This window comes from Alteribacter lacisalsi (assembly GCF_003226345.1).
Lineage (GTDB): Bacteria > Bacillota > Bacilli > Bacillales > Salisediminibacteriaceae > Alteribacter > Alteribacter lacisalsi.
Map to the genome: position 1 here is coordinate 526,464 of NZ_PDOF01000002.1, position 22,084 is coordinate 548,547.

The window sequence follows — 22,084 nt, forward strand, 5'->3', positions numbered from 1 at the left end:
TTCAATTCTTTCTTTCCGATCATTTTCAAAACCCATGCCGATTAAGCTACAATAGAGTGATAGGGTAAAAAAAGAAGACGGTCTTTCGCACATCGGCTGTCACCGCTTTTTCAGCACCCGCAGCCACCTCTGTATCGGCAGATGCCGGGCTGCATCCACCAGGGAACCAGGTATTTATCACCTATAATAGACCCTCCCTGAAGCTGCAGGGCACTAAAAAAGCCCAGTGAAACAACCGTAAAGGGGCACGACCAATGACCATCTTATCAGTAGAAGGCTTAACCAAAACATATGGCGAAAAAGTCCTGTTTGACCAGATCGCATTCTCTGTATCAAAAGGAGAACGGATCGGTCTGATCGGTGTCAATGGCACCGGCAAATCCACGCTTTTAAAGGTGATTGCAGGGATCGAAGGCGCTGAAGCAGGTAAACTTGATCACGCCAATGATTTTCATATTGAATATCTCCCGCAGGACCCGGAACTGGATCCGTATAAAACCGTTCTCGATCAGATTTACGATGGGGACGCGGCCATTATGCGCACGATGCGCGACTTTGAAAGGGCGGCGGCAGCTCTTGAGGCCGAACCGGAAAATGAAGCGAAGCAGACCGCAATGATGAAGCAGCAGCAGCGAATGGATGAGCTGGACGCGTGGGAAGCGAACACAACAGCAAAGACAGTCCTCACTAAGCTCGGCATTACGGACTTTACCAGAAAGACGGGCCAGCTGTCCGGAGGCCAGAAAAAGCGCGTGGCGATCGCCCGTGCCCTGATTCAGCCTGCCGACATTCTCATTCTTGATGAGCCGACGAACCACCTTGATAACGTGACGATCGAGTGGCTTGAAGGCTTTCTTGCCCAGTATAAAGGGGCCATTATGCTCGTCACCCACGACCGGTACTTTTTAAATCGTGTCACTAATTATATTTTCGAACTGGATCATGGCAGTCTGTACGCATACCAGGGCAACTACGAAACATACCTGCAGAAGCGGGCCGAACGGGAAGAGCAGGCTGAACAGCAGCAGGTGAAGCATCAGAACATCCTGCGACGGGAACTCGCCTGGCTCAAGCGCGGTGCGAAAGCCCGTACCACGAAGCAGAAAGCGCGGATTCAGCGTGCCGAAGCGCTTCAGGAGCAGTCCTTTGAGCGGGAGAAAAAAGACCTGGACTTTTCCATCGGTTCCTTCCGGCTTGGAAAAAAAGTAATCGAGCTTGCCGGCGTGACGAAAACGCTGGGCGATCAGCCCCTGTTCAGAGATCTCGACTGCCTTGTGATCCGGGGAGACAGAATCGGGATTATCGGTCCGAATGGAACCGGGAAATCCACTCTGTTAAATGTGATTGCCGGACGACTTGAAGTGGACAGCGGCACAGTGGAGACCGGTGAAACTGTGAGAATCGGCTATTACACTCAGGATCATCAGGACATGGATGAAGATCTGCGGGTAATCGAATACATTAAGGAAGCTGCCGAAGTGGTCTATACCTCAGACGGAGACCTGATCACGGCTGAACAGATGCTTGAACGCTTCATGTTCCCGCGCTCAGTGCAGTGGAACGTGATCCGCCGCCTTTCCGGAGGCGAGCGACGCCGGCTGTACCTTCTCCGCGTACTCATGGGCGAACCCAACGTCCTGTTTCTTGATGAGCCCACAAACGATCTGGACACACAGACCCTCGGCATTCTGGAGGACTATCTGGATCAGTTTCCCGGCGTCGTCATCACCGTTTCCCACGACCGCTATTTCCTGGACCGGGTCGTCGGACGTCTTCTTGTATTTAAGGGCAATGGCCGCGTTGAACCATACTACGGCAACTACTCTGAATATATGGATGAGAGTCGCGCAGCACCTGCCGAAACAGCGGTAAAGGCTGAAAAACCATCAGCCCCGGTCAAGGATGAAGGCCGGAAAAAAACGAAGAAACTGAGCTACCGCGAACAGCAGGAATGGAACACCATAGAAGACACGATCGCAAGCCTCGAAGAGAGACTTGAGGAAATCGAAACCGAAATTGCCGCGTCAGGAAGCGATTCACAAAAGGTTCAGACCCTGTTTGCTGAACAGCAGGAAACAGAAGCCAGGCTTGAAGAAGCCATGGACCGCTGGACCGAACTGAGCGAGCGGGTCGAAGAAATCGAAGCAGAAAAGAACAGCGGGTAGCACTCCGGGCTCTGTTAATACGCAATGAGCCTTAATTATGTGCTGACTCCTGTAAGTTGAAGATAAATGGAGCGGAAGGTGGTGACTCCTGCGGGAAAAGCAAGAGGCGAAGACCCCGCAGGGCGCTCTTCCCGAGGAGGCTGAGGCCAAGAGCTGCGGAAAGCATCTGCCTGGAGCGTAATGCTCCAGCAAGTTGCTTTTCAAGTAGATCAAAAGCATAAAAAATGCCTCCATAAGCCCGGAGGCTTACAGAGGCACTTAACTCAAGGTCACCGTCGTTCGGTGCCGGTTACCCGGCCAACGAGACGCCCGACAAGGCGCGATGCCATTTTCATGAGAACGCTGAATAAAAAGATACGCAGAATCCGTCTGACAAGAATACTCATTTTAAATCACCTCGTGGTGTGTCATTTCTTTTAGTGTTCCCTTTTACCGTATCAGATGAAACTATAAGTTTTCCCACTTAGTATGGAGCACTGTGAGAAATTGATACACGAATGTTTTTACCCTCAGACGTCTAGAATGGAAACTAACAACGCGAATCGGGAGCAGGACCCGGCAGGGGGGATGGATCGCTATGACTCAAATATTAACAGAAACGGAAATACAGTCTCACTGCAGTTCATCTTCCGTTTTTATCAGAGGCAAGTCCTATTTCGTCAATGAAGCGGTGGAGGATCTGTATTACGAGCCTGCCGACAAAGCGTACGTGGCCGTTGTGAACGGCATGGATGACTACTATGTGACGCTGTACACAGATAAAGAAAGAAAGCCGGAGCTTGAGCGGGCCCACTGCACCTGTCTTGCCTTTCAGACATACGAAGGCATCTGCAAACATATTGCAGCAGTCGCTCTGGCTGTTTCTTATGAAAACAGTAAAAAAACCTCTGTTGAGGCCCCGCAGCAGGAGATGGCGACAGTGTTTGAAGAAGAAAGCGCAGACGAACTGATTTCCTCATTTCAGCAGGTATACGAACGGAAAAAAGAAAGCTACGGGGAGCGCGACTGGCTCGATACGGAGTTCATCCTCTCTATCACAGCCCCATTTCAGGCGAAAAACGGCTCGGTTGACCTGGAAATGAAGATCGGTCCGTCCCGCCGCTACATCGTAAAGGATGTCACTGAGTTTCTTGAGGCAATGGAAAAGGGGCTGGCGCTTCGATTTTCCAAGCTGTTCACTTATCATCCTTCTGACTATCAGTTCAGGGAGGAGGACCTCCGTGTGTTCGAACAGCTCCGGAAGGTAAGCGAGGTGGAGAAGGAGATGTCCACCTTTTATCTCCGTTCCTACCGGACGAAGGAAGACAAACGGCGGATGACGATTCCAAATCCGTTTCTTTACGACATTCTTAGTGCTTTGAAGCACTGTCACGTGACGGTGGAAACGGACCGGCATTTTTACGAACCGGAAAAAGGGGTGGACGCGATCCGCTCACCGGAAAAGCTGCCGCTCCGCTTTAACGTCGCGTTTGCGGGGGAAAATGAATCCCGGTTCCGTCTTGAGTGGGAAAACCGGGAGGACACCATCGTTCTGGGAAACAACTATAACGCTCTTTTTCACAGCGGGACGTTCTATTTCCTCACTGAAGCGGAGAAGGATACGGTTCTCATGCTGGAAAAAGAGTTTTCTGCACGAAACCGCTCATCCTTAACCGTCTCCCGGGAAAAGATGATGGATCTGTCCTCTGTGGTGCTCCCTCAGCTGAAAACGGTGGGAGAGGTGCATATCGAACCTGATGTGCGCCGTCTCATCCGGGCAGAGCCGCTCAGAGGCAAGCTCTACGTGGATCTGGTGGACGACACGGCAACGGCTAAACTTGAATTTCACTACGGCGATGTGGAAATTTTCCCGTTCGGCAGTGTTGCAGGCGGAGAGGATATCATCGTCCGGGACATGGACCGGGAAATGCAGCTGCTATCCCGCATTGAGAGCGTGCCGTTCAAATATAACGGCACTGAGCTGTACCTTGACGACTGGGACGACGTGCTCGAATTTCTTCTCGTTGACGTTCCGGACCTTTCCGAACTGATGGAAGTATACATGACCTCCGCTGCAAAAAAGATCATTTATACACCCACAGAAGACCCTCGTGTGCAGATTGAAGCAAACGAAAAGCTGAGCCTGCTGGATGTGACGTTCCAGTTCGAAGGAATCGACAGCAGGGAAATTGAGCAGATGCTCACGGCGCTTGCCGAAAATAAAAAGTATTATAAGCTCTCTTCCGGGGCGTTTATCAACCTGCAGGACGAGCGATTTGACAATATGAAAGCCGTTCTCGAGCAGATGCCGGCTCCGAAAGACGGTTACAGCCAGAACGAGCAGGTCCCTCTCATGAAGGCATTTCAGCTCGACGAGGCAGGAGACGAGGCGATCCGGAGAGGCCGTAAGTTCCGCGAGCTCCTTGAGCGGATTTATCATCCCGAAGAGGTGGACACCCGCGTGCCGGAAAGCCTTGACGGCATCATGCGTGAATATCAGAAAACCGGCTTCCGCTGGCTGAAAACCCTCGCAGCGTACGGCTTCGGCGGCGTTCTGGCAGACGACATGGGTCTTGGAAAAACGATCCAGACAATCGCCTACCTGCAGTCGGAAAAAGAAGAAGGACGGGAGGGCCAGGCGCTGATCGTCTGTCCTTCGAGTCTCATATATAACTGGGAAAAGGAAATTCACCGGTTTGCACCTGAACTGAAGGCGGCAGTCATTTCTGGTCCAGGACCGGAACGAAAAGCCGCATTTGACGGTGCAGGTGATGCGGATGTGATTATCACGTCCTATCCTCTGCTGCGCCGGGATGCGGAAATGTATGCGGAGACCCGGTTTTCCGTTTTTATTCTGGACGAAGCCCAGTACGTGAAAAACGACTGGACCCAGACTGCCAGGGCGGTCAAATCCATCCGTGCGGGACGGGCGTTTGCCCTAAGCGGCACGCCGATTGAAAACTCTCTAGACGAGCTGTATTCCATTTTTGAAGTCGTGCTTCCGGGACTGTTTGCCAGCAAACGGGCGTTCAAGGAAATGGAAGAGAAAAGTGTGGCGCGGCGCGTACGGCCGTTTGTGCTGCGAAGGGTAAAGGAAGATGTGCTCAAGGAGCTGCCCGACAAGCTGGAGAATGTTCAGTTTACAGAGCTTACGGAAGATCAGAAGGCGGTCTACCTCGCCCAGCTTCAGATCCTGAGAAACGAAGTGAAAAATGTCATCCAGGACGGTGCGTTTCAGCAGAACCGGATGAAAATCCTCGCAGGGCTCACACGCCTTCGCCAAATCTGCTGCCATCCGTCCCTGTTTATGGACAGTTACGAAGGCCGCTCTGGGAAACTGGACCGGCTGATGGAATATCTGAAAGAAGCGGTCCCTTCAGGAAAGCGTGTCGTTATATTCTCCCAGTTCACTTCCATGCTTGCCATGATCCGTGAAGAACTGGAACGAAGCGGATGGGATTACTATTATCTGGACGGAAAAACTCCGTCAAGCGACCGGGTCGCCATGGCGGAAGCCTACAATGACGGAGGAAAACCTCTGTTTCTGGTAAGCCTGAAAGCAGGGGGGACTGGTCTGAATCTGACGGGCGGCGATACGGTCATCCTGTTTGACTCGTGGTGGAATCCCGCAGTGGAGGAGCAGGCAGCCGACCGGGTTCACCGCTTCGGTCAGAAGAATGTTGTGCAGGTACTAAAGCTTGTGACAGCCGGTACCATCGAGGAAAAAATCCATCAGCTTCAGGAGCAGAAACGGGAACTGATGGATAAGGTGATCCAGACCGGTGAAACCTCGATCACCTCACTTGGTAAAGATGACATTCAGGAACTGCTGCAGGTTTAAAGCGGTGACCGCACAAGCAGAGGCTCAATCGCCTCTTCACCTATCTACACACAAAAGGAGCACCCCCGCCTGCGGTGGTGCTCCTTATATATATTAAAACAGCTTTCCGTGCTTATACAGCAGACTCGTGAGCCTGCTGAGGGCCAGATAAAAGCAGCCGTAGCGCATCGTGTCCTCATCGGAGTAAAAGTAAGTGTCATACACACGCTTAAACGTTTTTGTCATCTGGGCAGCCATCTCATCAATGATCTTACTTTCCGAGTATTCCTCGGTGATCCGGCTCTGCTTCCACTCAAGGTAGGAAACGATAACCCCGCCGGCATTCACGAGGATATCAGGAATAACAATTTTCCCAGTTTCCTCAAAGTACTGATCTGCTTCCGGAGACAGTGGGGCGTTCGCACCTTCCACGAAAATCTTAGCAGGTACGTTCTTCATATTCTCACGGTTAATCTGATCTTCCACTGCCGCCAGGATCAGCACGTCTGACTGAACGGTCAGCACGTCGCCGGCATCCAGAATTTCAGCCTCTATATCAAGGTCTGTGAGTTCCTTTTCTGTGGCGGGAAGTCGCTGATGTGAAAAAGCAAAGGCGTCAAGGGATTCAATTGCCAGGCCGTCAGGGTTGTACAGCGTTACGTCTCGGTCTGAGACAGCGACCACATGCTGCTTCAGCTTTTCATCATTCATCGCCTGTCTGGCTGCGACGCTTCCCACGTTACCGAAGCCCTGCACAGCTACATTAAGGTGACCGTCCTCTTTGTGCTTTTCATGAAGAGCTTCAAGGGTTTCCCACTGCTCTTTACGCTCCACTTCCTCCCGGTCGGCGATCTCATTGAACCAGTCATTGATCATCCATTGATAGCTCAGGTACGTTCCGATCCCCGTTGACTCCCTCCGGCCTTTTGCCCCGCCGTTTTCAACACTTTTTCCGGTAAACGAGCCGAGGTAGGATTCACCGGGATGGATCGTTTTGTATTCTCCGACCATCCAGTCGATAATCCGTTCGTTTGTCCCCAGATCCGGAGCCGGGATATCGTGATTCGGCCCCAGATCGGTTTTGAATACCTGTACGTATTTTTTTGCGATCAGGTTCAGTTCCCGGTCTGTATACTCTTTTGGGTTCACATGAACGCCACCCTTGGCTCCTCCAAACGGAAGCTTATGCAGCGCATTTTTAATCGTCATCAGAATGGCGAGGTTTTCCACCTCAGCTTCGGAGACGTACTCATTAAACCGGATCCCGCCTTTATAAAACCCGCTGATGTTGTTGTGCTGAACCCGGTAGGCAGGGATACGGACGATGCCGTTATTCTCCCGGGAAACCCGTATGTAGCTTTTTATTACTTTGTCGGTCGTTTTCAGGATCTCTTTTGCCGATCCGCAGACCTCGAGCCGTTCTTCTTCCGTTCGGAGTCCTAAGAATCCGTTTTCATCTGAAAGCGTATCCATTACATTTTCGATTAGTGCCTGTGTTTCCTCACGGTTCATTCGAAACCCCTCCTTAAGATGTACACCTATTGTCTTACGTTCCCGGATTTCTGGAAATAAAAACGGGAATGTCCATCAGTACCCATGGGGGGAAATGGAAAATCAGTCTGCTCGGGAGTGTTCGAATTTAGTTTTGCCTGCCGTAAGCAAGGAAAACCGCGGATTTTGTCTTATTTCCTCGGAAATCTGCATGTGTACAGTCTGATATGATGTTTGACCCGCAAACAGGAGATTTTGCCTGCAAACAGAACTTTATCCTTTTTTATTTTTTTCAACCATAATGGTTTAATGATGAAGGAACTCTTGCGTGATCGTTAATATGTAAAACAAAATACGCTCTTTTCGCAAAGTTTGTTGTTTATTACGCTTCAGGCGGACGCTTTCCGCTGGAGTCACCGCCTTACGCTCCAATCTGAATATACGATAAGCAACAATCTATTCGAAAACAGCAAAAAATAAGAAGGAAGTGTCTGTTATCTCGAAAACTGCAGGAAAATCTATTTTAAAGCTATCTATTCTAATTGCTATTGTATTTGTGCTGATCGGGGTGCTGCTGCCGGATCGAATGGCGGCCTGGATGAACACAGCTCAGGGGTTCACGCTGGAATCGTTTGGCTGGTTCTATCAGATCGTTGCTACGTTCTTTCTGGTTTTTGCTGTTTATATGATTTTCAGTAAATACGGGAAAATAAAGCTTGGCAAGGACCAGGACAAGCCGGAATACAGCCGTCCGACGTGGTTTGCGATGTTATTCTCCGCCGGAATGGGAATCGGGCTGCTGTTTTACGGCGTGTCTGAGCCGATTTCACATTTTGCCATTCCTCCATCAGGCGAGGGAAGTACAGATGGTGCAGCGGCATTAGGTATGCAGTACACATGGCTTCATTGGGGCCTTCACGCGTGGGCGATTTATGCGATGGTAGCCCTTGCTCTTGCCTATTTTAAATTCAGAAAAGGTGCCCCCGGCCTGATGAGTGCCACCCTTTATCCACTCCTGGGGGATAAGGTAAAAGGACCAGCCGGGCAGGCAATCGATCTAATTGCCGTGTTTGCTACACTGTTTGGAGTTGCAGCTTCACTTGGACTTGGAGCCCAGCAGATCAACGGAGGTCTCGAATACCTGGCTGGTATTCCGAATAATTTTGGTGTGCAGATGATCATTATGCTCGTGATCACCTGTCTGTTTATTCTGTCCGCCAGCACGGGAATTTCCAAAGGGATAAAATACTTAAGCAACATCAACATGTCTTTAGCCGGTATTCTCCTTATTCTGGTCCTGGTTACTGGTCCGACCCTGTTTCTCCTGAACCTGTTTTCCACGACTCTAGGAAACTACACGGCGAATGTTGCTCAAATGGGTCTTCAGCTGTCACCGTTTGATGCAGATGAAGCTGCCTGGACACAGGGATGGACGATCTTTTACTGGGCATGGTGGATCTCCTGGACTCCTTTTGTGGGCATGTTTATCGCCAGAGTTTCCAAGGGGCGGACGATCAGGGAGTTCACAGTGGCGGTTCTCCTGATTCCAACGCTGGTCTGCGGCATCTGGTTCACCGTTTTTGGGGGAACAGGAATCGCACTTGAGTTAAACCAGGGGCTGGATGTGTCATCTCAAAGTCTTGAAACAGCCCTGTTTTTCGTATATCAGGAGCTTCCATTCACAGTGCTGCTTTCTGTCCTGACAGTAGCCCTGATCACAACATTCTTTGTTACTTCGGCTGATTCTGCTACGTTTGTACTCGGCATGCAGACAACCGGAGGGAAGCTGAACCCTTCCACAGGTATTAAAGTAATCTGGGGCCTGATTCTGGCCGCTTCCACCGGTGTACTTATGTACTCAGGAGGGCTTGAGGGTCTTCAGGCAGCCATTATCGTGAGTGCTCTTCCACTCACTTTTGTGATCCTTGCCATGTGCGGCAGCATGATCAAGGCTTTTAACGAGGACTTAAAGGCGGCCCGTGAGGCAGAGGCAGAACCTCTTTCGAAAAAGAAAAAAGCAAGCTGATGATTGAAGACTCTGGTGCAATGTCACCAGAGTCTTTTTAACTTTTGCCGAAAAAAATCAGGATCCGTCTGCGTTGCCTTCATGCCGTGACATAATAGGCGATTACCCTGCACAGAAACAGGGAGGCAGGGTTAATCCTGTTTTGCAAAGGGTAGACGAATATAAGGCCAGCCACTTATATTAAAACGGGTTCTGCTGAAGGGATATGGTATCAGCGGGAGGCGTTTTATTTACGCTGTCTCAGGCAGTGTATCAGACTAGGCTTACGTCCCGGAAGGAGGAAGCCATTGTATTATACTAAAGAAGAAATCCGTATGATGCTGGACCATCTGTCTGATGAAGAAATCAGCAAAGTGTATAATTACATCCACGCTCTGAAGAAAAACAGCCGCAGGAGAAGGTCAATAGACGCGAGCAGGAAAAGCGGTCACGCTGTGAATGGTTCAATGAAAAAGGAGTCCTCCCGGTCTGAAGTGGATTAACGGCCGCCTTGGCACGCATTCCCTTAAAAAGGAAAGCGTGCTTTTTTTGTAGTGGCATTGTACCGGGGAAGTAAAAGTCATGCGTAAAATCCTTATTGAAAAAAAGTCATGCCCCCTGTCCTGACAGAGTATGAATAAAGAAGCAGAATGAACAGGCCTGGTAAAGGGTATAAAAACCTTAGACAAGGCGGAAGGAGTGCTCGTTGTATGAACTACCAGCTGTCCAGAACACTTATGTGGTCAAACATTATCGCACTGGCCATCGTCATTACCGTTAATATTCTCTCAAACACGATTCCAATCAACAACCAGACTGCCGGGGAAATCTCAGACCGGCTGAACGTGCTGTTTACACCTGCGGGATTCGTCTTTTCAATCTGGAGCCTGATTTATCTGCTTCTGATTATCTGGGTGTTCAGGCAGTTTATCGCCCGGCCGGCAGATGAGGAAGCCTACGCGAACATCGGCTGGTGGTTTGTGATCAGCTGCTTTTTCAATGTTTCATGGCTCCTGTTATTCCACTACGAATTTTTCCTGCTCACAATGGTCGCCATGGTCGGTCTGCTGATCAGCTTGATTGCAATTTACAGAATGATTAAGAAAACACCTCATACGACCTTTTTTATGCGGTTGCCGTTTTCCATTTATCTGGGCTGGATTTCGGTTGCCACTATCGTGAACGTTGGCGTTGTCTTTAACAGTCTCGGGTTTGAGGAAGGGCTGATTCTGCCGGGTGAAATCTGGACGATTCTTCTGATTGTTGTAGCGCTGGGGCTAGGACTGTGGTTCACGTGGTACAACACAGATCCGTTCTACGCCCTGGTTCTTGTCTGGGCTTTCTTTGGAATTGGGGTGGAGCGCCAGGCAGAATATCCGCTCATTGCCATCACAGCATGGATTGCAGCGGCCATTCTCGCTGTATTTGCGCTGACCTTTTTCCTTAGACCGCGGAAAATCTACAGCAGGTAAAAAAATGATTAATCCGGTTTCCGAAAGGGAATAGCCTTATTATCCAGATTTACTAAAGGAGGCATTTCCAAAATGGCAGCAACAAAAGAGGAAGTACGGAATATGATCGACGAACTCTCGGAAGAACAGGTTCAGGCCGTTCACGAATATCTGGAAAATCTCACAGATACAGAACCTATGCAACACTCAAAAGACGCCAAGGACGATGGTCCTCAGGAGAAGGACATGAAGACAGAGGCAGGAGATGTTAGTGTTACCGATGATTTAGCCCACCGTGACAAAGGACCGGATTCTGAACAGTAAATACAGAAAATCCCGGACTGCAGATGGCAGCCGGGATTTTGTTTGTCTTCAAAAGGTCACGCAATCACATTCCGTTTGTTGGTGTAATCTTTATACTCTTCATTTTTCACGATGGAAGCAAGTGTATCAACTGTCCGCCACACGTCGTGAAAGCCGGTGTAAAAGGCAACGGGGGCAAGGCGGATCATATCAGGGGCACGAAAGTCAGGGATGATGTCACTCGCTTTCAGCGCTTTGCAGATGCTTGCCGAATGGGTGTGCTGTAAACAGATATGGCCGCCCCGCCTCTGCTCCTCTCTGGGGTTGATAATCGTAAATCCGAGACCGCTCAGTTTTTCCTCAGCCAGCTCCATGAAATAAGTGGTCAGTGCAAGGGACTTTTTCCGGACCGCTTCGATTCCCGCCTCTTCAAACATGTCCAGTGAGCCGAGAAGGGGGGCACTGCTCAGTACATGGGGAGTCCCGATCTGGAAAGCCCCCGCATCCGGTGCCGGCGTAAACTCATGGGCCATATCAAACTGCTTGTCTTTGTCCGAGCCGAACCAGCCTGCAAGGCCAGGTTCGGTTCCGAAATGATTTTCATGTACGAACAGGCCGCCGGTGCCCCCTGGACCGTTGTTCATGTATTTGTAGTTGCACCACATGGCAAAGTCGACACCCCAGTCATGAAGGTCGTGGGGAAGGGCGCCGATCGAGTGGGCCAGATCAAATCCGATTATGATGCCGCGCCGGTGAGCTTCTTCAGTCAGGCGTTTCATATCGAGCACCTGGCCGCTCCGGTACAATACAGACGGCAGAAGAATGAGTGCTACATCCTCCGTCATCGCTTCAATCAGGCTGTCCTCATCAAGGAGATTTCCTTTGGGGTCACCGGCCTGAACGAGATGATTACCTGGCTCATAGCCTTTTAAGGTGAGCATGCTCTTTAGGGCATATATATCGGAAGGAAACGTAATCGCATCCGCGAGAATTTTTGTCCGTGTGCCCTCCGGTTTGTAAAAGGAAGAGACGAGCTGATGGATATTGACGGTGATCGATCCGGTCACAATCACTTCCTCCGGCTTCGCCCCTATGAGCGGGGCGGTTTTCCTTCCGAGCTTTTCGGAAAAATAAAACCACGGCTCTTCCCCGTTCATCCAGCCGTCGATGCCCTGCTCCTTCCAGTCGTTAACAGAGGTGAGAAGGGTTTTCTCTGCGCGCTTTGAAAGCAGGCCAAGAGAATTTCCGTTTAGATAGACGGTGCCTTCTTTTAAGTAGAATTCAGATTTATAGTCTTTCAGGGGATCCTGTTTGTCTCGTTCAATGGCCGCCTGTTCTGTGAGTGTCATCTGTAATCATGCCTCCTGAGTCGGTTTTGGGTTCAGTATACCACTTCTCTTTTTCCAGACGGAATTCCTGTTTAAATGATTGAAGTCCATGGAGAACGGGAAACGGAAAACTGAGACTGGAAGAAGGAATGCTGAAGGAGGTAAAAAAATGGCTGTGAACAGAGAAGAACTGCACAGAATGGTGGACCACCTCAGCCAGGACCAGCTGGATGAAGCTCATGATTATATCCTGCAGCTTAAACAGACTCAGGAAGAAGAACTGAGTCAAGGCCAGGTGGAAGGCCTGTTTGACCAGGATGCGTATTATGAAGAAGGAGAAAAAAATCCGCCGGGAATGGCTTCGAACCGGTACATTGATAAGTAGGAACCGAATGTGAAGACACGCTGCCATGATGCAGGGTGTCTTTTTTCCTGGCGTCCTTACATTCCATTTTGCGTTTATGCTATCCTAAGAGAGGACAAAACAGTAAAGGCAGGAGAGTACGGATGACCGAAAACAATAAACCAGGCCCTGAACTGGAAGAAGAAAAAGACGAATTAGGCGATAAAAATAAATATGACTATGTGTTTCAGCTCGGACTGCTTCTGATGATTATTCCTGCAGGTTACCCGGGAACGTGGTCCTACATGGGGATGATGGCTGCCGGAGGAGCGGCGGTTGCTCTCGGCGTGTATACGATGCTCACCAGGCAGAACGGGCAGACCGAGGAACTCAGGAAGACAGTGAACCGGATCCGCAAATATGCCCTGCTTTCCCTCTACGTCGCACCGGTATTTTACGTGGCGATGGTATTTATTAATAACAGGGATTACGGCGATAACCTGGCCTACCTGGGCCTCCTTGGACTTATGCTCGGGGTTTTTGTTCTGCTGCTTGAGTCTTATTACCGAAAGCTTCTGGCGATTCATAAGGAAGACCGTAAGAAGGACCAGCCGAAAGCGAACGACGCAATCATTATCGGCCTGTACGTCTTTATCCTTGCAGGACTGATCTTCTTTTTTCAAATGTAAACAGACTGTGCTGCGAACCTGCTCATATTGGGCGGGTTTTTTGTGTACCTTCTGGTTCGTGTCAATTCTCCTCTGCGAACAGGGCTTTTTAATACGAGAAGGCTGTATATGCGTCATTTCCTTTATCGAGTACACCCGTCTCAAAATAAATCTCAAAAAACTTACCCCGAACTGATATTCCCTGACAGAATCTGTCACAGCCGCCGTTATAGTAAGCAATGTAACCTACTTTGAAAGGGGAAATACAAGATGAAAAAAGTAACAGGGATGATTGCAGGGCTGATTCTGGCAGCGGGACTCACAGCTTGTGGTGAAGCATCGATCGAGAATGTCAATAGGGAAGCTAATGAGACAGAAGAGGATACAAGTGCTCAGGCAGTAGAGGCTTCTGAAGAATCGGACGACAATGCAGAAGCATCAGAAGCAGCAGAAGAACAGGCAGCCGAGGAAGAAGTGATTGAAGAGGAAGGGCTCGGTACTGGAGAAACAGTTGATTTTAATGGTCTTCATGTGACGGTAAAAGAAGTGCGCCTTGATGAAGGGGACGGCGACTGGATGGTCCCGGACAACGATTTCTTTCTTATTCTGGATGTGAGCATCGAAAACACCACCGATGAGTCAGCAAACGTATCAACGCTTCTTCAGATGAATCTGGTTGACCCGTCCGGCTACGCCCAGGATATCAGAATTTTTGCCGACACAAGGGGAAGTCTTGATGGGGAAGTAGGTGCCGGACGTACGATGGCAGGAGAGATTGCCTTTGACGTGGAAGGAGCGGACTTTTTTGAATTTATCTTTGAAGATCCGTTTATGAGCGGGCAGGCTATCTGGAAAATTGAAGAGAGTGATTGGAAGTAAGCAGAATTGATGACTGGTCAGAGGGGCTCCCTGTTAAGCCCCTCTGAATCTTTTATTGCCAATCGTGTACCAAACAGGTTTTAAGATGCCAGATAGATGGAAATTTAGTACAATAGACATTAGAGATACGGTGACAGGTATGTTTGAAAAGACAATCGCCACTATATACAAAAGCCAAGTGACCCAAACCACCGGCAGTAAGGAAAAGCACCAGGAAAAGGTTTCTTTCATGTTTTGGGTCAATCACTTCAGAAGCGGAGGAGATCGCAATGTCCAGGACAAAAGGATACTCGACTGTTGAACGGCTGTTCTATATTCTGCAGCACCTGACAAATCATGAATATGCCACAGCCTCAGAATTGGCAGACTATTGTAAAACATCGACCCGCACAATATACCGTGACATGGCCAAGCTTGAGGAACTGGGTGTAAGCTGGCACCGGGAAGGGCGGTTCGGCTATAAGCTGCTCAGTAAACCGATTCAGCAAAATGGAAGACTGACAAAGGAAGAGTGGATGGCGTTAACCCTTTATCCGATGCTGTCAGAAGGCATTACTTCAGGAGAGCATCCCTTCCACCTGTCATACCGTTCAGGGCTGGAAAAAGTGATGACCTATGTTCAGAAAGGGGAAAGCGACGGTGCCCTCGGAGAAAGAATCCGGCTTCACGCAAGGCCTAAAGATCCGGCTCAGATCAACGTTATGCCGGCCATCATACCGGCAATTTCAGAAAATCGTACGATCAAAGTCAGCTACTATTCTATACACCGTGATCAGAGGACCGAGCGAAAAATGGACCCCTACTACCTGGTTCCCCGGGAGGGGCATCTGTATGTAATCGCTTACTGTCATCTTAGGGAACTCCCCCGCGTGTTCCGTCTGAGCCGGTTTGAAAAAGTGGAAGCAACCAAGAAGACGTTCACCATTCCAAAATCGTTTAATATAGATGAGTATCTTTCCCAGAGATGGTCGATTATTTCTGATGATACTAACACAACGTTCAAAGTTAAATTTGATAAAGTTGCCTCCCGTTACGTTCTGGAAGAGGATTTTCATGTAGATACGGAGCGGGAACCGCAGACAGACGGTTCGCTCATTTTAAGAACAACGGTGAAAAGCAAAGAAGAATTTCTACGGTGGATCAGGTCCTATGGAATCCGGGCGGAAGTTCTTGAACCTGAATCGGTGCGGGAAGAACTGGCGGCTGAATGCGAAAAGATGTGGAAAGTGTATTCAGAAAAAAAGCAGGAAGCCTGAAATAGAGGCTCCCTGCTTTTTTTTATTGTTTAGGAAACTATAAAATTCTGGTCATGTGGACAAGTGTTATTTTTACTTGCGGAGCTTCACGCCTGCAGGACGACTCCTGCGGCAGTGGGCTGGCAGGGTGAGATCCCACAGGGCGCCAGCCCGAGGAAGCTCACCGCCACCGCCTGGGAAGCGACCGGAAGGTGTGAAGCGGAGCTTCTGGTCTTGAGAGCGCTTCAGCGCTTTTGTTCCTGTTTTTTTTCTTTAAATCCATGCACAATAAATTGTTTTAAGGCGGCGAGTACACCGATGTCCTGTAGAATCACCAGGATGACGAGAATGAGCGGTCCGAGAAACAGCCCGAAGGCGCCGAACAGCTGAAACCCGGCAAAAAGAGACACGAGCACGGCAAGAGGGTGAAGGTTCATACTTGAACTGAGAATTTTAGGTTCAAGGGACTGCCGTGCGATGAGCGTAACAGCATAAACAATCGACACCCCAATACCGAGTGTGAGATCCCCGACAATAAACAGGTAAATGGCCCACGGGATCAGAATGGTTCCTGAGCCAAGGTAAGGAAGAATTTCCGCAATCCCCACCACTATTGCGAGTGTCACAGCCTGGTCGACGCCGATGATCGTCAGTCCGATAAGAACGATCACACTTGTAAGAGCCATCAAAATCAGCTGGGCCCGGATAAAACCGAATACTCGGACTCTGAATGCAGCGCCGAACAGTCGAAGCTTTCTGAGGACCGCCGCTGAAAAGAAAGAAACGACTGACCGGCGCATCGCTCCCCAGTCTTTCCCGATAAAGTAAAAGCTCAGGAGGATAAATAAAATAATGATAAGTGACGAAGGTACGAGAATGAGCAGCTGTCTGAGGGCATCTGCCAGACGCTGACCGAACTGGCCCAGAACCTCACCGGCCTGTGTACCAAGCGCGGTAATGCTCTCCTGAAGGGCCTGCTGCTGTTCCGGTGTCAGATTGGATACAACACCTGTCACTTCATTCCATAGAGGAAGGATCGTTTCATTAAAAAATTCCTGCATATGTACTGAAGCCGTTTCGAACCAGCCCGGCGCATATTTAGTAATCTGCTGAATGCCGAAAATGGCCAGAAAGGTCAGGCCGGTAAACAATCCGCCTACCGTTGTCACGCCTACAAGCAGGGCGACGAGAACCGCCAGTCCGTTTGGGAAACGCAGCTTTTTCCGCAGCACCCTGACAAGCGGAAGCAGGGGCCAGACGAGAACAGCCGCAATCACAAAGGGATAGGTGAGGCGGAAGACCTGTCCGAGAAGCCAAAGAGAACATAGAAGCACAACGGCAAAACCGAGTGCTCTCAGAAGTATGTATACCTGCTGTTTTGTCATCCAATCCTCACCTCCGTACGATGTATTGCCGCATCAGGTTATTGTTCCATTATCGCCTGAAGAACGAGGAACAACACCTCCGAATAATAAGATTCGACTATTTTCACGTTTTTCCTTCCATAATATGCCCATTCCTTTCCGATAGAAAAACTCCCTGACCTGTTGTCAGGGAGCATGGCTATTGATTATTCGTCACCTTCGTCGTCCTGGTCGTCCTCTTCGCCTTCTACGTCTTCATCACCTTCTGCATCTTCTTCTGCATCCTCACTTTGGAAATCTTCTTCTTCCATTTCAGGCGCTGAGAAAGTGTTAGCCATTGCTACAACAATCGCTTCGTATTCTTCATCGGCTGCTTCTTCAGGGAACTGAAGGGAAACCATATGGGAACCGAAGTCAAAAATACTGAAAAATTCATATCCTACGATGGCCTGATCGCGGAGTGCATCGGTCCAGCCGCCCCCGGATGCTTCACCTTCATAACGGAAATAAAAGTCAAATTCTGCGTCATCCTGCATCTGATATGTTTCATGACTGTCAACGTATGCACGGTTTTCAACCAGCGGTTCGCGAAGTTCGATTTCACGGTCCATATCAACTTCGGCGATAGCAGGTTCACCTTCATCATCTTCTGAAATCGTCTCTTCGATCATCATTCTTAATCCGTAAAGCTGGTGATTTTCATCGTCAACAACGACCATGTCAACTCCGTTTTCGTCTTCTTCAAGTTCAAGACCTTCCATCAGCTTAATTTCAGCTCCGAATGAGGTTTCGTGGACTTCTGCATCCACTGTGCCTTCTGAACCGTTTACTTCATAGGCAATTTCATTTTCATCTGCTTCAATCAGTGTAATTTCACTTTCTGCTACAGCACCTTCTTCGACGGTTGCTTCTCCGTCTTCTTCAGTGCCGTCGTCATCTTCCTCTGTCATCTCATCGTCGTCGTCATCCTCAAGGTCGTCATCATCCAGGTCTTCACCCGTACCGTTTTCCTCTGTGTCGCCGTTTCCGTTATCTGTGTCGGCCTCATCGTCCCCTCCGCAGGCTACGAGGGCTATGGATAATGTTCCTGCAATCAGTGTTTTGGAAATTACTTTCATATGTGTCATCTCCTTTAGACTAGTTCAATATTATCAAATGATAACAATTTTTGAGCAATTACGAAAGTTTAACAACCTGTAATAAATGTGTAAAATTATCTAAATATATTTAGGTGATCGAAGAATGTAGGCGCAAAGTCATGTGCAGCCCGACTCACCTCCCTGAGAGTTATTTAGCCTTTCTGAAAATAATTAAACATGTTCAGGCTGACACAGCTGAAGGCTCATGTTATTTTCAATGGTGTTACGGGTAAAATGGAAGTAAGTCACAAGCTGAGGTCGTTGATTATGTATGAACGGGTGTTACTTCTTTACAATGGAAATGCAGGTCAAAGAGAAATAGAACGGCATCTTGAAACGATTACAGGGGTGCTGGCTGCCAAGGCAGATGAACTGACACTGAAGCGGACGAAGCGGAAAGGACACGCGGAAGAAATATGCAGGGAGCATGGGGAGGATGCAGACCTTGTCTGTATTCTTGGCGGGGACGGGACTGTCCATGAATGTATCAACGGTCTTGCAGAACTGAAGGACCCTCCAATCGCAGCCATTCTTCCGGGAGGCACGTGCAATGACTTTTCCCGCTCTCTCGGAATTCCACAGAATATGAAACAGGCAGCTGAAACGATCGCAGAAGGAAAAACGGAAAAAGTAGACATTTTGAAAGCCAACGACCGCTGGGTTAGCAATTTTGTCGGACTTGGCCTGATCACCGATGCTTCGCAGAACATCGATGATCAGCTGAAAGGCACATTCGGGCGGCTCAGCTATTACCTGAGTGCTTTCAAAACCGCCCGGGAGGCAAAACTGTTCGGTTATTCCCTGAAACTGCCTGACAGAAAGATTACAGACCAGGCGGTTATGATTCTGGCTGCAAACGGCAACTATATCGGCACCAATCAGCTGCCTGCTCTTCACGAAAATCTGAACGACGGGCAGATGAACTTTTTCGTTCTCCGTGAGGCTGGTCTCTCTCTGCTCCGGAATTTTCTTCAGAACAAAGATCTAAACGAATGGGACAGAAATAACCCTGCATTTGATTTTCTTGAAACAGACGAAGTTGAAATTGAAACAGAAGAACCGATGAAGCTTGATATGGATGGGGAGGTTTACGAAGAAACACCGGTGAAAATTAAAGTTTACCGGGAGCACCTGACGTTTATCAGGGGCGAGGAACATTAAGCTGATGATCTTTACAGGCTATAACAAAAAGGCTTTGTAAATCCGCAATGGATTTTCAAAGCCTTTTTTGTTGTTTAAACTATAAAATTCAAATGTTGTGAATAAGTGTTATTTCCAGTTGCTTTGCTACACACTGCAATGAGACTCCTGAATTCAGGATATCAATAAATCCTCGGAAAAGATCCTTCCTATTCCATGATTCTCCAGAAGAGACATCAGGCCCGCACCAGGCTGGTTTGGGCCCAAGGAATTCAGAGATATTTAATCCCACAAAGTTATTTTTCCCTTTTACGCAGCTCCTTCAGGCTGTACTTCGTCCCCCGCCATTCCACGCCCCCTGCAGCAAGGGTTTTCACAGTGGAGCGCCAGAGACAGTAAAGAAAAATTACCGCGCTCAGCGGAACGGTTAACACGTACCAGAAAGGATGATAAAAGTACCGTCTGTTTAAGAGAAACATACCGGCAAAAATGAGCAGGACGGTGGCTCCGAGGATCTGTGCCGGTAAGACAGGCACAAAAACGGCAGCAAACGGCAGCACGTGAAGCGCCAGCACACCAACTGTTGCCGCAGCGACCATCCAGAGCCGGTACTGCATAAACGCGAACAGGTTTTTTTCCAGCCCCCTGATCATTGCCCGGAGAGAATCATACCACTGGATAAAAATCAGCCCGTTGCCGAACCCGAGCTGCTGAGCGTATCCGGCCTCCTTAATCTTTCCACCAAGCTTAATATCATCGTCCGGACGCAGGGCGATCGCCTCGTGAGTACCGGCTGCTTCATAAACAGACCGCTTCATCAGGTTGAACGCCCCAACTCCTGCATGACCTGCAGCGACGAAATTCCACACGCCGATAATGCTCCAGAACGTGTAAAATATCCGGTACCAAAGCGTCCCGCCAATATTATGGGGCAGGAGTGCCAGGTGATCGAGGCCTTGCCGGAAAGCAAAACTGCCGGCTTTCTCAAGGGCATCGGGGAAAAAGAGAATGTCCGCATCGGCAAAAAGAAGCCATTCCCCTGACGAAGCCAGCCATCCCTGATAGAGGGCGTGATTTTTGCCGAGCCAGCCTGCAGGGAGCGACTCGATATGAATCACACGCAGGTCAGGATAACGATCACGCTTTAACCGATCCAGAATGTCTCCGGTTCTGTCAGCGGACCGGTCGTTTACGACGATCACTTCATGAGCGGCACAGGTCTGGGAAAAGAGCGAGTCCACCGTATCGGCAATCTTCTCTTCCTCATCTTTTGCCGCAATGATGACGGAAATTGATTGAGGTTTATATGAAACTTCCCTTTTGCTCCCGGTAACTTCATGCCTGACTATAGGCATCTGCCGAATGCCCCGGTACCACTGACTGGCAATTACAGTGACAGCCAGGAGGACGATAGCCATAACCAGTGTAAACATCATCCTTCACACCTCCCATCAGCCCGATTTGATTTCAGTGTATCACTAAAAAAGGGGAAAAGTGGAGAAGCACACCTGCCCGATGCAGGATCTTTCCCCATAGGTATCCATTTTCAGACAAACCACTACATTTGCCTGAACGGGCAAAGGCTCAGATACATAGTGTATTAGGAATATACAATAAAGGAGGGACTCACATGAGCTGGGGTAATTTTGGCGGATCGTTTGTTCTTGTCATCTTCATTCTTCTGGTGATCATCGGCTGTGCATGCTATAACGGCGGTCAGGTTGGCGGTGCCGGATACGGTTGCGGATGCGGCTGGTAATCTGATAAAAAAAGAAACTGTCTGTCAAAAAAACAGACAGTTTTTTCTTTGTTCTGGATTGTGTAGAAACAGAGAGAACGGAAAAAGCAGATCCGACAATCTCTCTGTTTCTTTTATGAAGGGGAACAGCCTGGAAAAAAAGAAGTCCCAACGTACAAAAAAACTGTGGACCAACACGCAGGGAGGGGACGGGGAAAATGGTGGAGATGATGAAGAAGCACGGGTTGTGGGCCGTCTGTTTTACTGTTTTTATTACCGTTGTTCTGATGATGACAGTTCAGTCTGGGGACGACCGGGCAGCAGAGGCGCAGGAGGATAAGGAGGAAGGGCAGGAAGAGATGCAGGAGGACACGGAAGACGCGGCAGAAAACGAAAATGACTCTGTGGAAAACCAGGAAGCCACCGAAGAGGACGAAGCAGACGGATCTGAAGATGAAAACGGAGAACAGGGAACAGATGACGGTGCAGAAGAATCAGAAGAAGGCGTTGAAGCGGAGGAACAGGATGAAGAAGGAGACCGGGAAGACAGCGCACCTTCTGCAGGGATGAATGGAGAGACGGTTGCCTATCAGGCGGGGATGGAACTCCAGACAAACAGCGTCATTGCTGATGCCCACGACTATCTGAATAAAATCACAGGCTGGGGACGGCTCGAGTCGGTCGTCACGTCGGAGCTGATCATGACGCCCGCCTGGCAGAAGCTTAAAGAAAATCAGGCATTTATGGAGTCGGAAGGGTTTGCAGTGTCCGCGGCAAAGCGGGACATCGAACGGGCCGGACAGCTGATCATGATTGTGGAAACGGAAGGAGACAAGGATGCTCTTCTTTTCCTACATCGACTGCTTCATGATCTCGATATTCATATTAACGAATCGGAAGGACAGCATTTCGGTGTGACGGAAGCATTTGGAGGCGAAGGAGAAGCACAGGGTCTTTCCCTTTATGTGAATCGTTATGCCGGTGAATGATTGGTTCTTCTAATCATCTTTTCTTCTGAATAAGGTAGATTGGGGGC

Annotated in this window: 18 protein-coding genes; 13 read left to right on the forward strand and 5 right to left on the reverse strand. The window is 49.2% G+C overall.

Annotated features, from left to right (window positions below; translation table 11 throughout):
* Positions 1-254: 254 nt before the first annotated feature.
* Both CR205_RS14025 and CR205_RS14030 read left to right on the forward strand, forming a co-directional pair.
* Entirely contained in the window at positions 255-2,165 is a 1,911-nt protein-coding gene (locus tag CR205_RS14025; RefSeq protein WP_110520731.1) for an ABC-F family ATP-binding cassette domain-containing protein, read from the forward strand.
* A 577-nt stretch (positions 2,166-2,742) separates the two neighbouring features.
* Positions 2,743-5,985 (forward strand): DEAD/DEAH box helicase, encoded by a 3,243-nt coding sequence (locus CR205_RS14030; protein ID WP_110520732.1) that lies wholly within the window; start codon positions 2,743-2,745, stop codon positions 5,983-5,985.
* A 93-nt stretch (positions 5,986-6,078) separates the two neighbouring features.
* Here the strand turns inward: CR205_RS14030 and CR205_RS14035 are convergent, their stop codons facing one another.
* Complete coding sequence (locus CR205_RS14035) at positions 6,079-7,476, reverse strand: Glu/Leu/Phe/Val family dehydrogenase (RefSeq protein ID WP_110520733.1); 1,398 nt, start codon at positions 7,474-7,476, stop codon at positions 6,079-6,081.
* Between the two features lie 466 nt (positions 7,477-7,942).
* On the opposite strand from CR205_RS14035, the gene CR205_RS14040 reads away from it, so the two are divergent.
* The 4 genes from CR205_RS14040 (at position 7,943) to CR205_RS14055 (ending at position 11,235) form a co-directional block, all read left to right on the forward strand.
* On the forward strand, positions 7,943-9,481 hold the full coding sequence (locus CR205_RS14040) for a glycine betaine uptake BCCT transporter (protein WP_407923573.1): 1,539 nt from the start codon (positions 7,943-7,945) through the stop codon (positions 9,479-9,481).
* Positions 9,482-9,768: 287 nt separating this feature from the next.
* Complete coding sequence (locus CR205_RS14045; RefSeq protein ID WP_110520734.1) at positions 9,769-9,963, forward strand: hypothetical protein; 195 nt, start codon at positions 9,769-9,771, stop codon at positions 9,961-9,963.
* 207 nt (positions 9,964-10,170) lie between these two features.
* On the forward strand, positions 10,171-10,932 hold the full coding sequence (locus CR205_RS14050; RefSeq protein WP_236634844.1) for a TspO/MBR family protein: 762 nt from the start codon (positions 10,171-10,173) through the stop codon (positions 10,930-10,932).
* A 72-nt stretch (positions 10,933-11,004) separates the two neighbouring features.
* A complete protein-coding gene (locus tag CR205_RS14055) occupies positions 11,005-11,235 on the forward strand; it encodes a hypothetical protein (RefSeq protein WP_110520735.1) in 231 nt (76 codons plus the stop codon).
* A gap of 56 nt (positions 11,236-11,291) precedes the next feature.
* Here the strand turns inward: CR205_RS14055 and kynU are convergent, their stop codons facing one another.
* Complete coding sequence (kynU, locus tag CR205_RS14060; RefSeq protein WP_110520736.1) at positions 11,292-12,563, reverse strand: kynureninase; 1,272 nt, start codon at positions 12,561-12,563, stop codon at positions 11,292-11,294.
* Positions 12,564-12,711: 148 nt separating this feature from the next.
* On the opposite strand from kynU, the gene CR205_RS14070 reads away from it, so the two are divergent.
* The 4 genes from CR205_RS14070 to CR205_RS14090 all read left to right on the forward strand — a co-directional run bounded on the left by CR205_RS14070 (position 12,712) and on the right by CR205_RS14090 (position 15,688).
* Positions 12,712-12,927 (forward strand): hypothetical protein, encoded by a 216-nt coding sequence (locus CR205_RS14070; RefSeq protein WP_110520738.1) that lies wholly within the window; start codon positions 12,712-12,714, stop codon positions 12,925-12,927.
* A gap of 122 nt (positions 12,928-13,049) precedes the next feature.
* Complete coding sequence (locus CR205_RS14075) at positions 13,050-13,574, forward strand: hypothetical protein (protein ID WP_110520739.1); 525 nt, start codon at positions 13,050-13,052, stop codon at positions 13,572-13,574.
* 249 nt (positions 13,575-13,823) lie between these two features.
* A complete protein-coding gene (locus CR205_RS14080) occupies positions 13,824-14,432 on the forward strand; it encodes a DUF4352 domain-containing protein (protein WP_110520740.1) in 609 nt (202 codons plus the stop codon).
* A 269-nt stretch (positions 14,433-14,701) separates the two neighbouring features.
* Positions 14,702-15,688: a helix-turn-helix transcriptional regulator gene (locus tag CR205_RS14090; RefSeq protein WP_110520742.1), complete on the forward strand. Its 987-nt coding sequence runs from the start codon at positions 14,702-14,704 to the stop codon at positions 15,686-15,688.
* Between the two features lie 224 nt (positions 15,689-15,912).
* Here the strand turns inward: CR205_RS14090 and ytvI are convergent, their stop codons facing one another.
* Positions 15,913-17,052 carry a sporulation integral membrane protein YtvI gene (gene ytvI, locus CR205_RS14095; RefSeq protein ID WP_110520743.1) on the reverse strand — a complete coding sequence of 380 codons (1,140 nt, stop codon included), beginning with the start codon at positions 17,050-17,052 and terminating at the stop codon, positions 15,913-15,915.
* A gap of 185 nt (positions 17,053-17,237) precedes the next feature.
* Complete coding sequence (locus tag CR205_RS14100; RefSeq protein ID WP_110520744.1) at positions 17,238-18,149, reverse strand: hypothetical protein; 912 nt, start codon at positions 18,147-18,149, stop codon at positions 17,238-17,240.
* A 288-nt stretch (positions 18,150-18,437) separates the two neighbouring features.
* On the opposite strand from CR205_RS14100, the gene CR205_RS14105 reads away from it, so the two are divergent.
* The gene (locus CR205_RS14105) at positions 18,438-19,331 is read left to right on the forward strand and encodes a diacylglycerol/lipid kinase family protein (protein ID WP_110520973.1); all 894 of its coding nucleotides are present in this window, start codon (positions 18,438-18,440) and stop codon (positions 19,329-19,331) included.
* Positions 19,332-19,606: 275 nt separating this feature from the next.
* On the opposite strand, the gene CR205_RS14110 is transcribed toward CR205_RS14105, so the two are convergent.
* Positions 19,607-20,746: a glycosyltransferase gene (locus CR205_RS14110; protein ID WP_110520745.1), complete on the reverse strand. Its 1,140-nt coding sequence runs from the start codon at positions 20,744-20,746 to the stop codon at positions 19,607-19,609.
* Between the two features lie 194 nt (positions 20,747-20,940).
* Between CR205_RS14110 and CR205_RS14115 the strand changes: the two genes are divergently transcribed.
* Positions 20,941-21,069: a YjcZ family sporulation protein gene (locus CR205_RS14115; protein WP_110520746.1), complete on the forward strand. Its 129-nt coding sequence runs from the start codon at positions 20,941-20,943 to the stop codon at positions 21,067-21,069.
* A 197-nt stretch (positions 21,070-21,266) separates the two neighbouring features.
* Positions 21,267-22,037, forward strand: a complete 771-nt coding sequence (locus CR205_RS14120; RefSeq protein ID WP_110520747.1) for an ICP22 family protein — start codon at positions 21,267-21,269, stop codon at positions 22,035-22,037.
* The last annotated feature ends 47 nt before the right edge of the window (positions 22,038-22,084 follow it).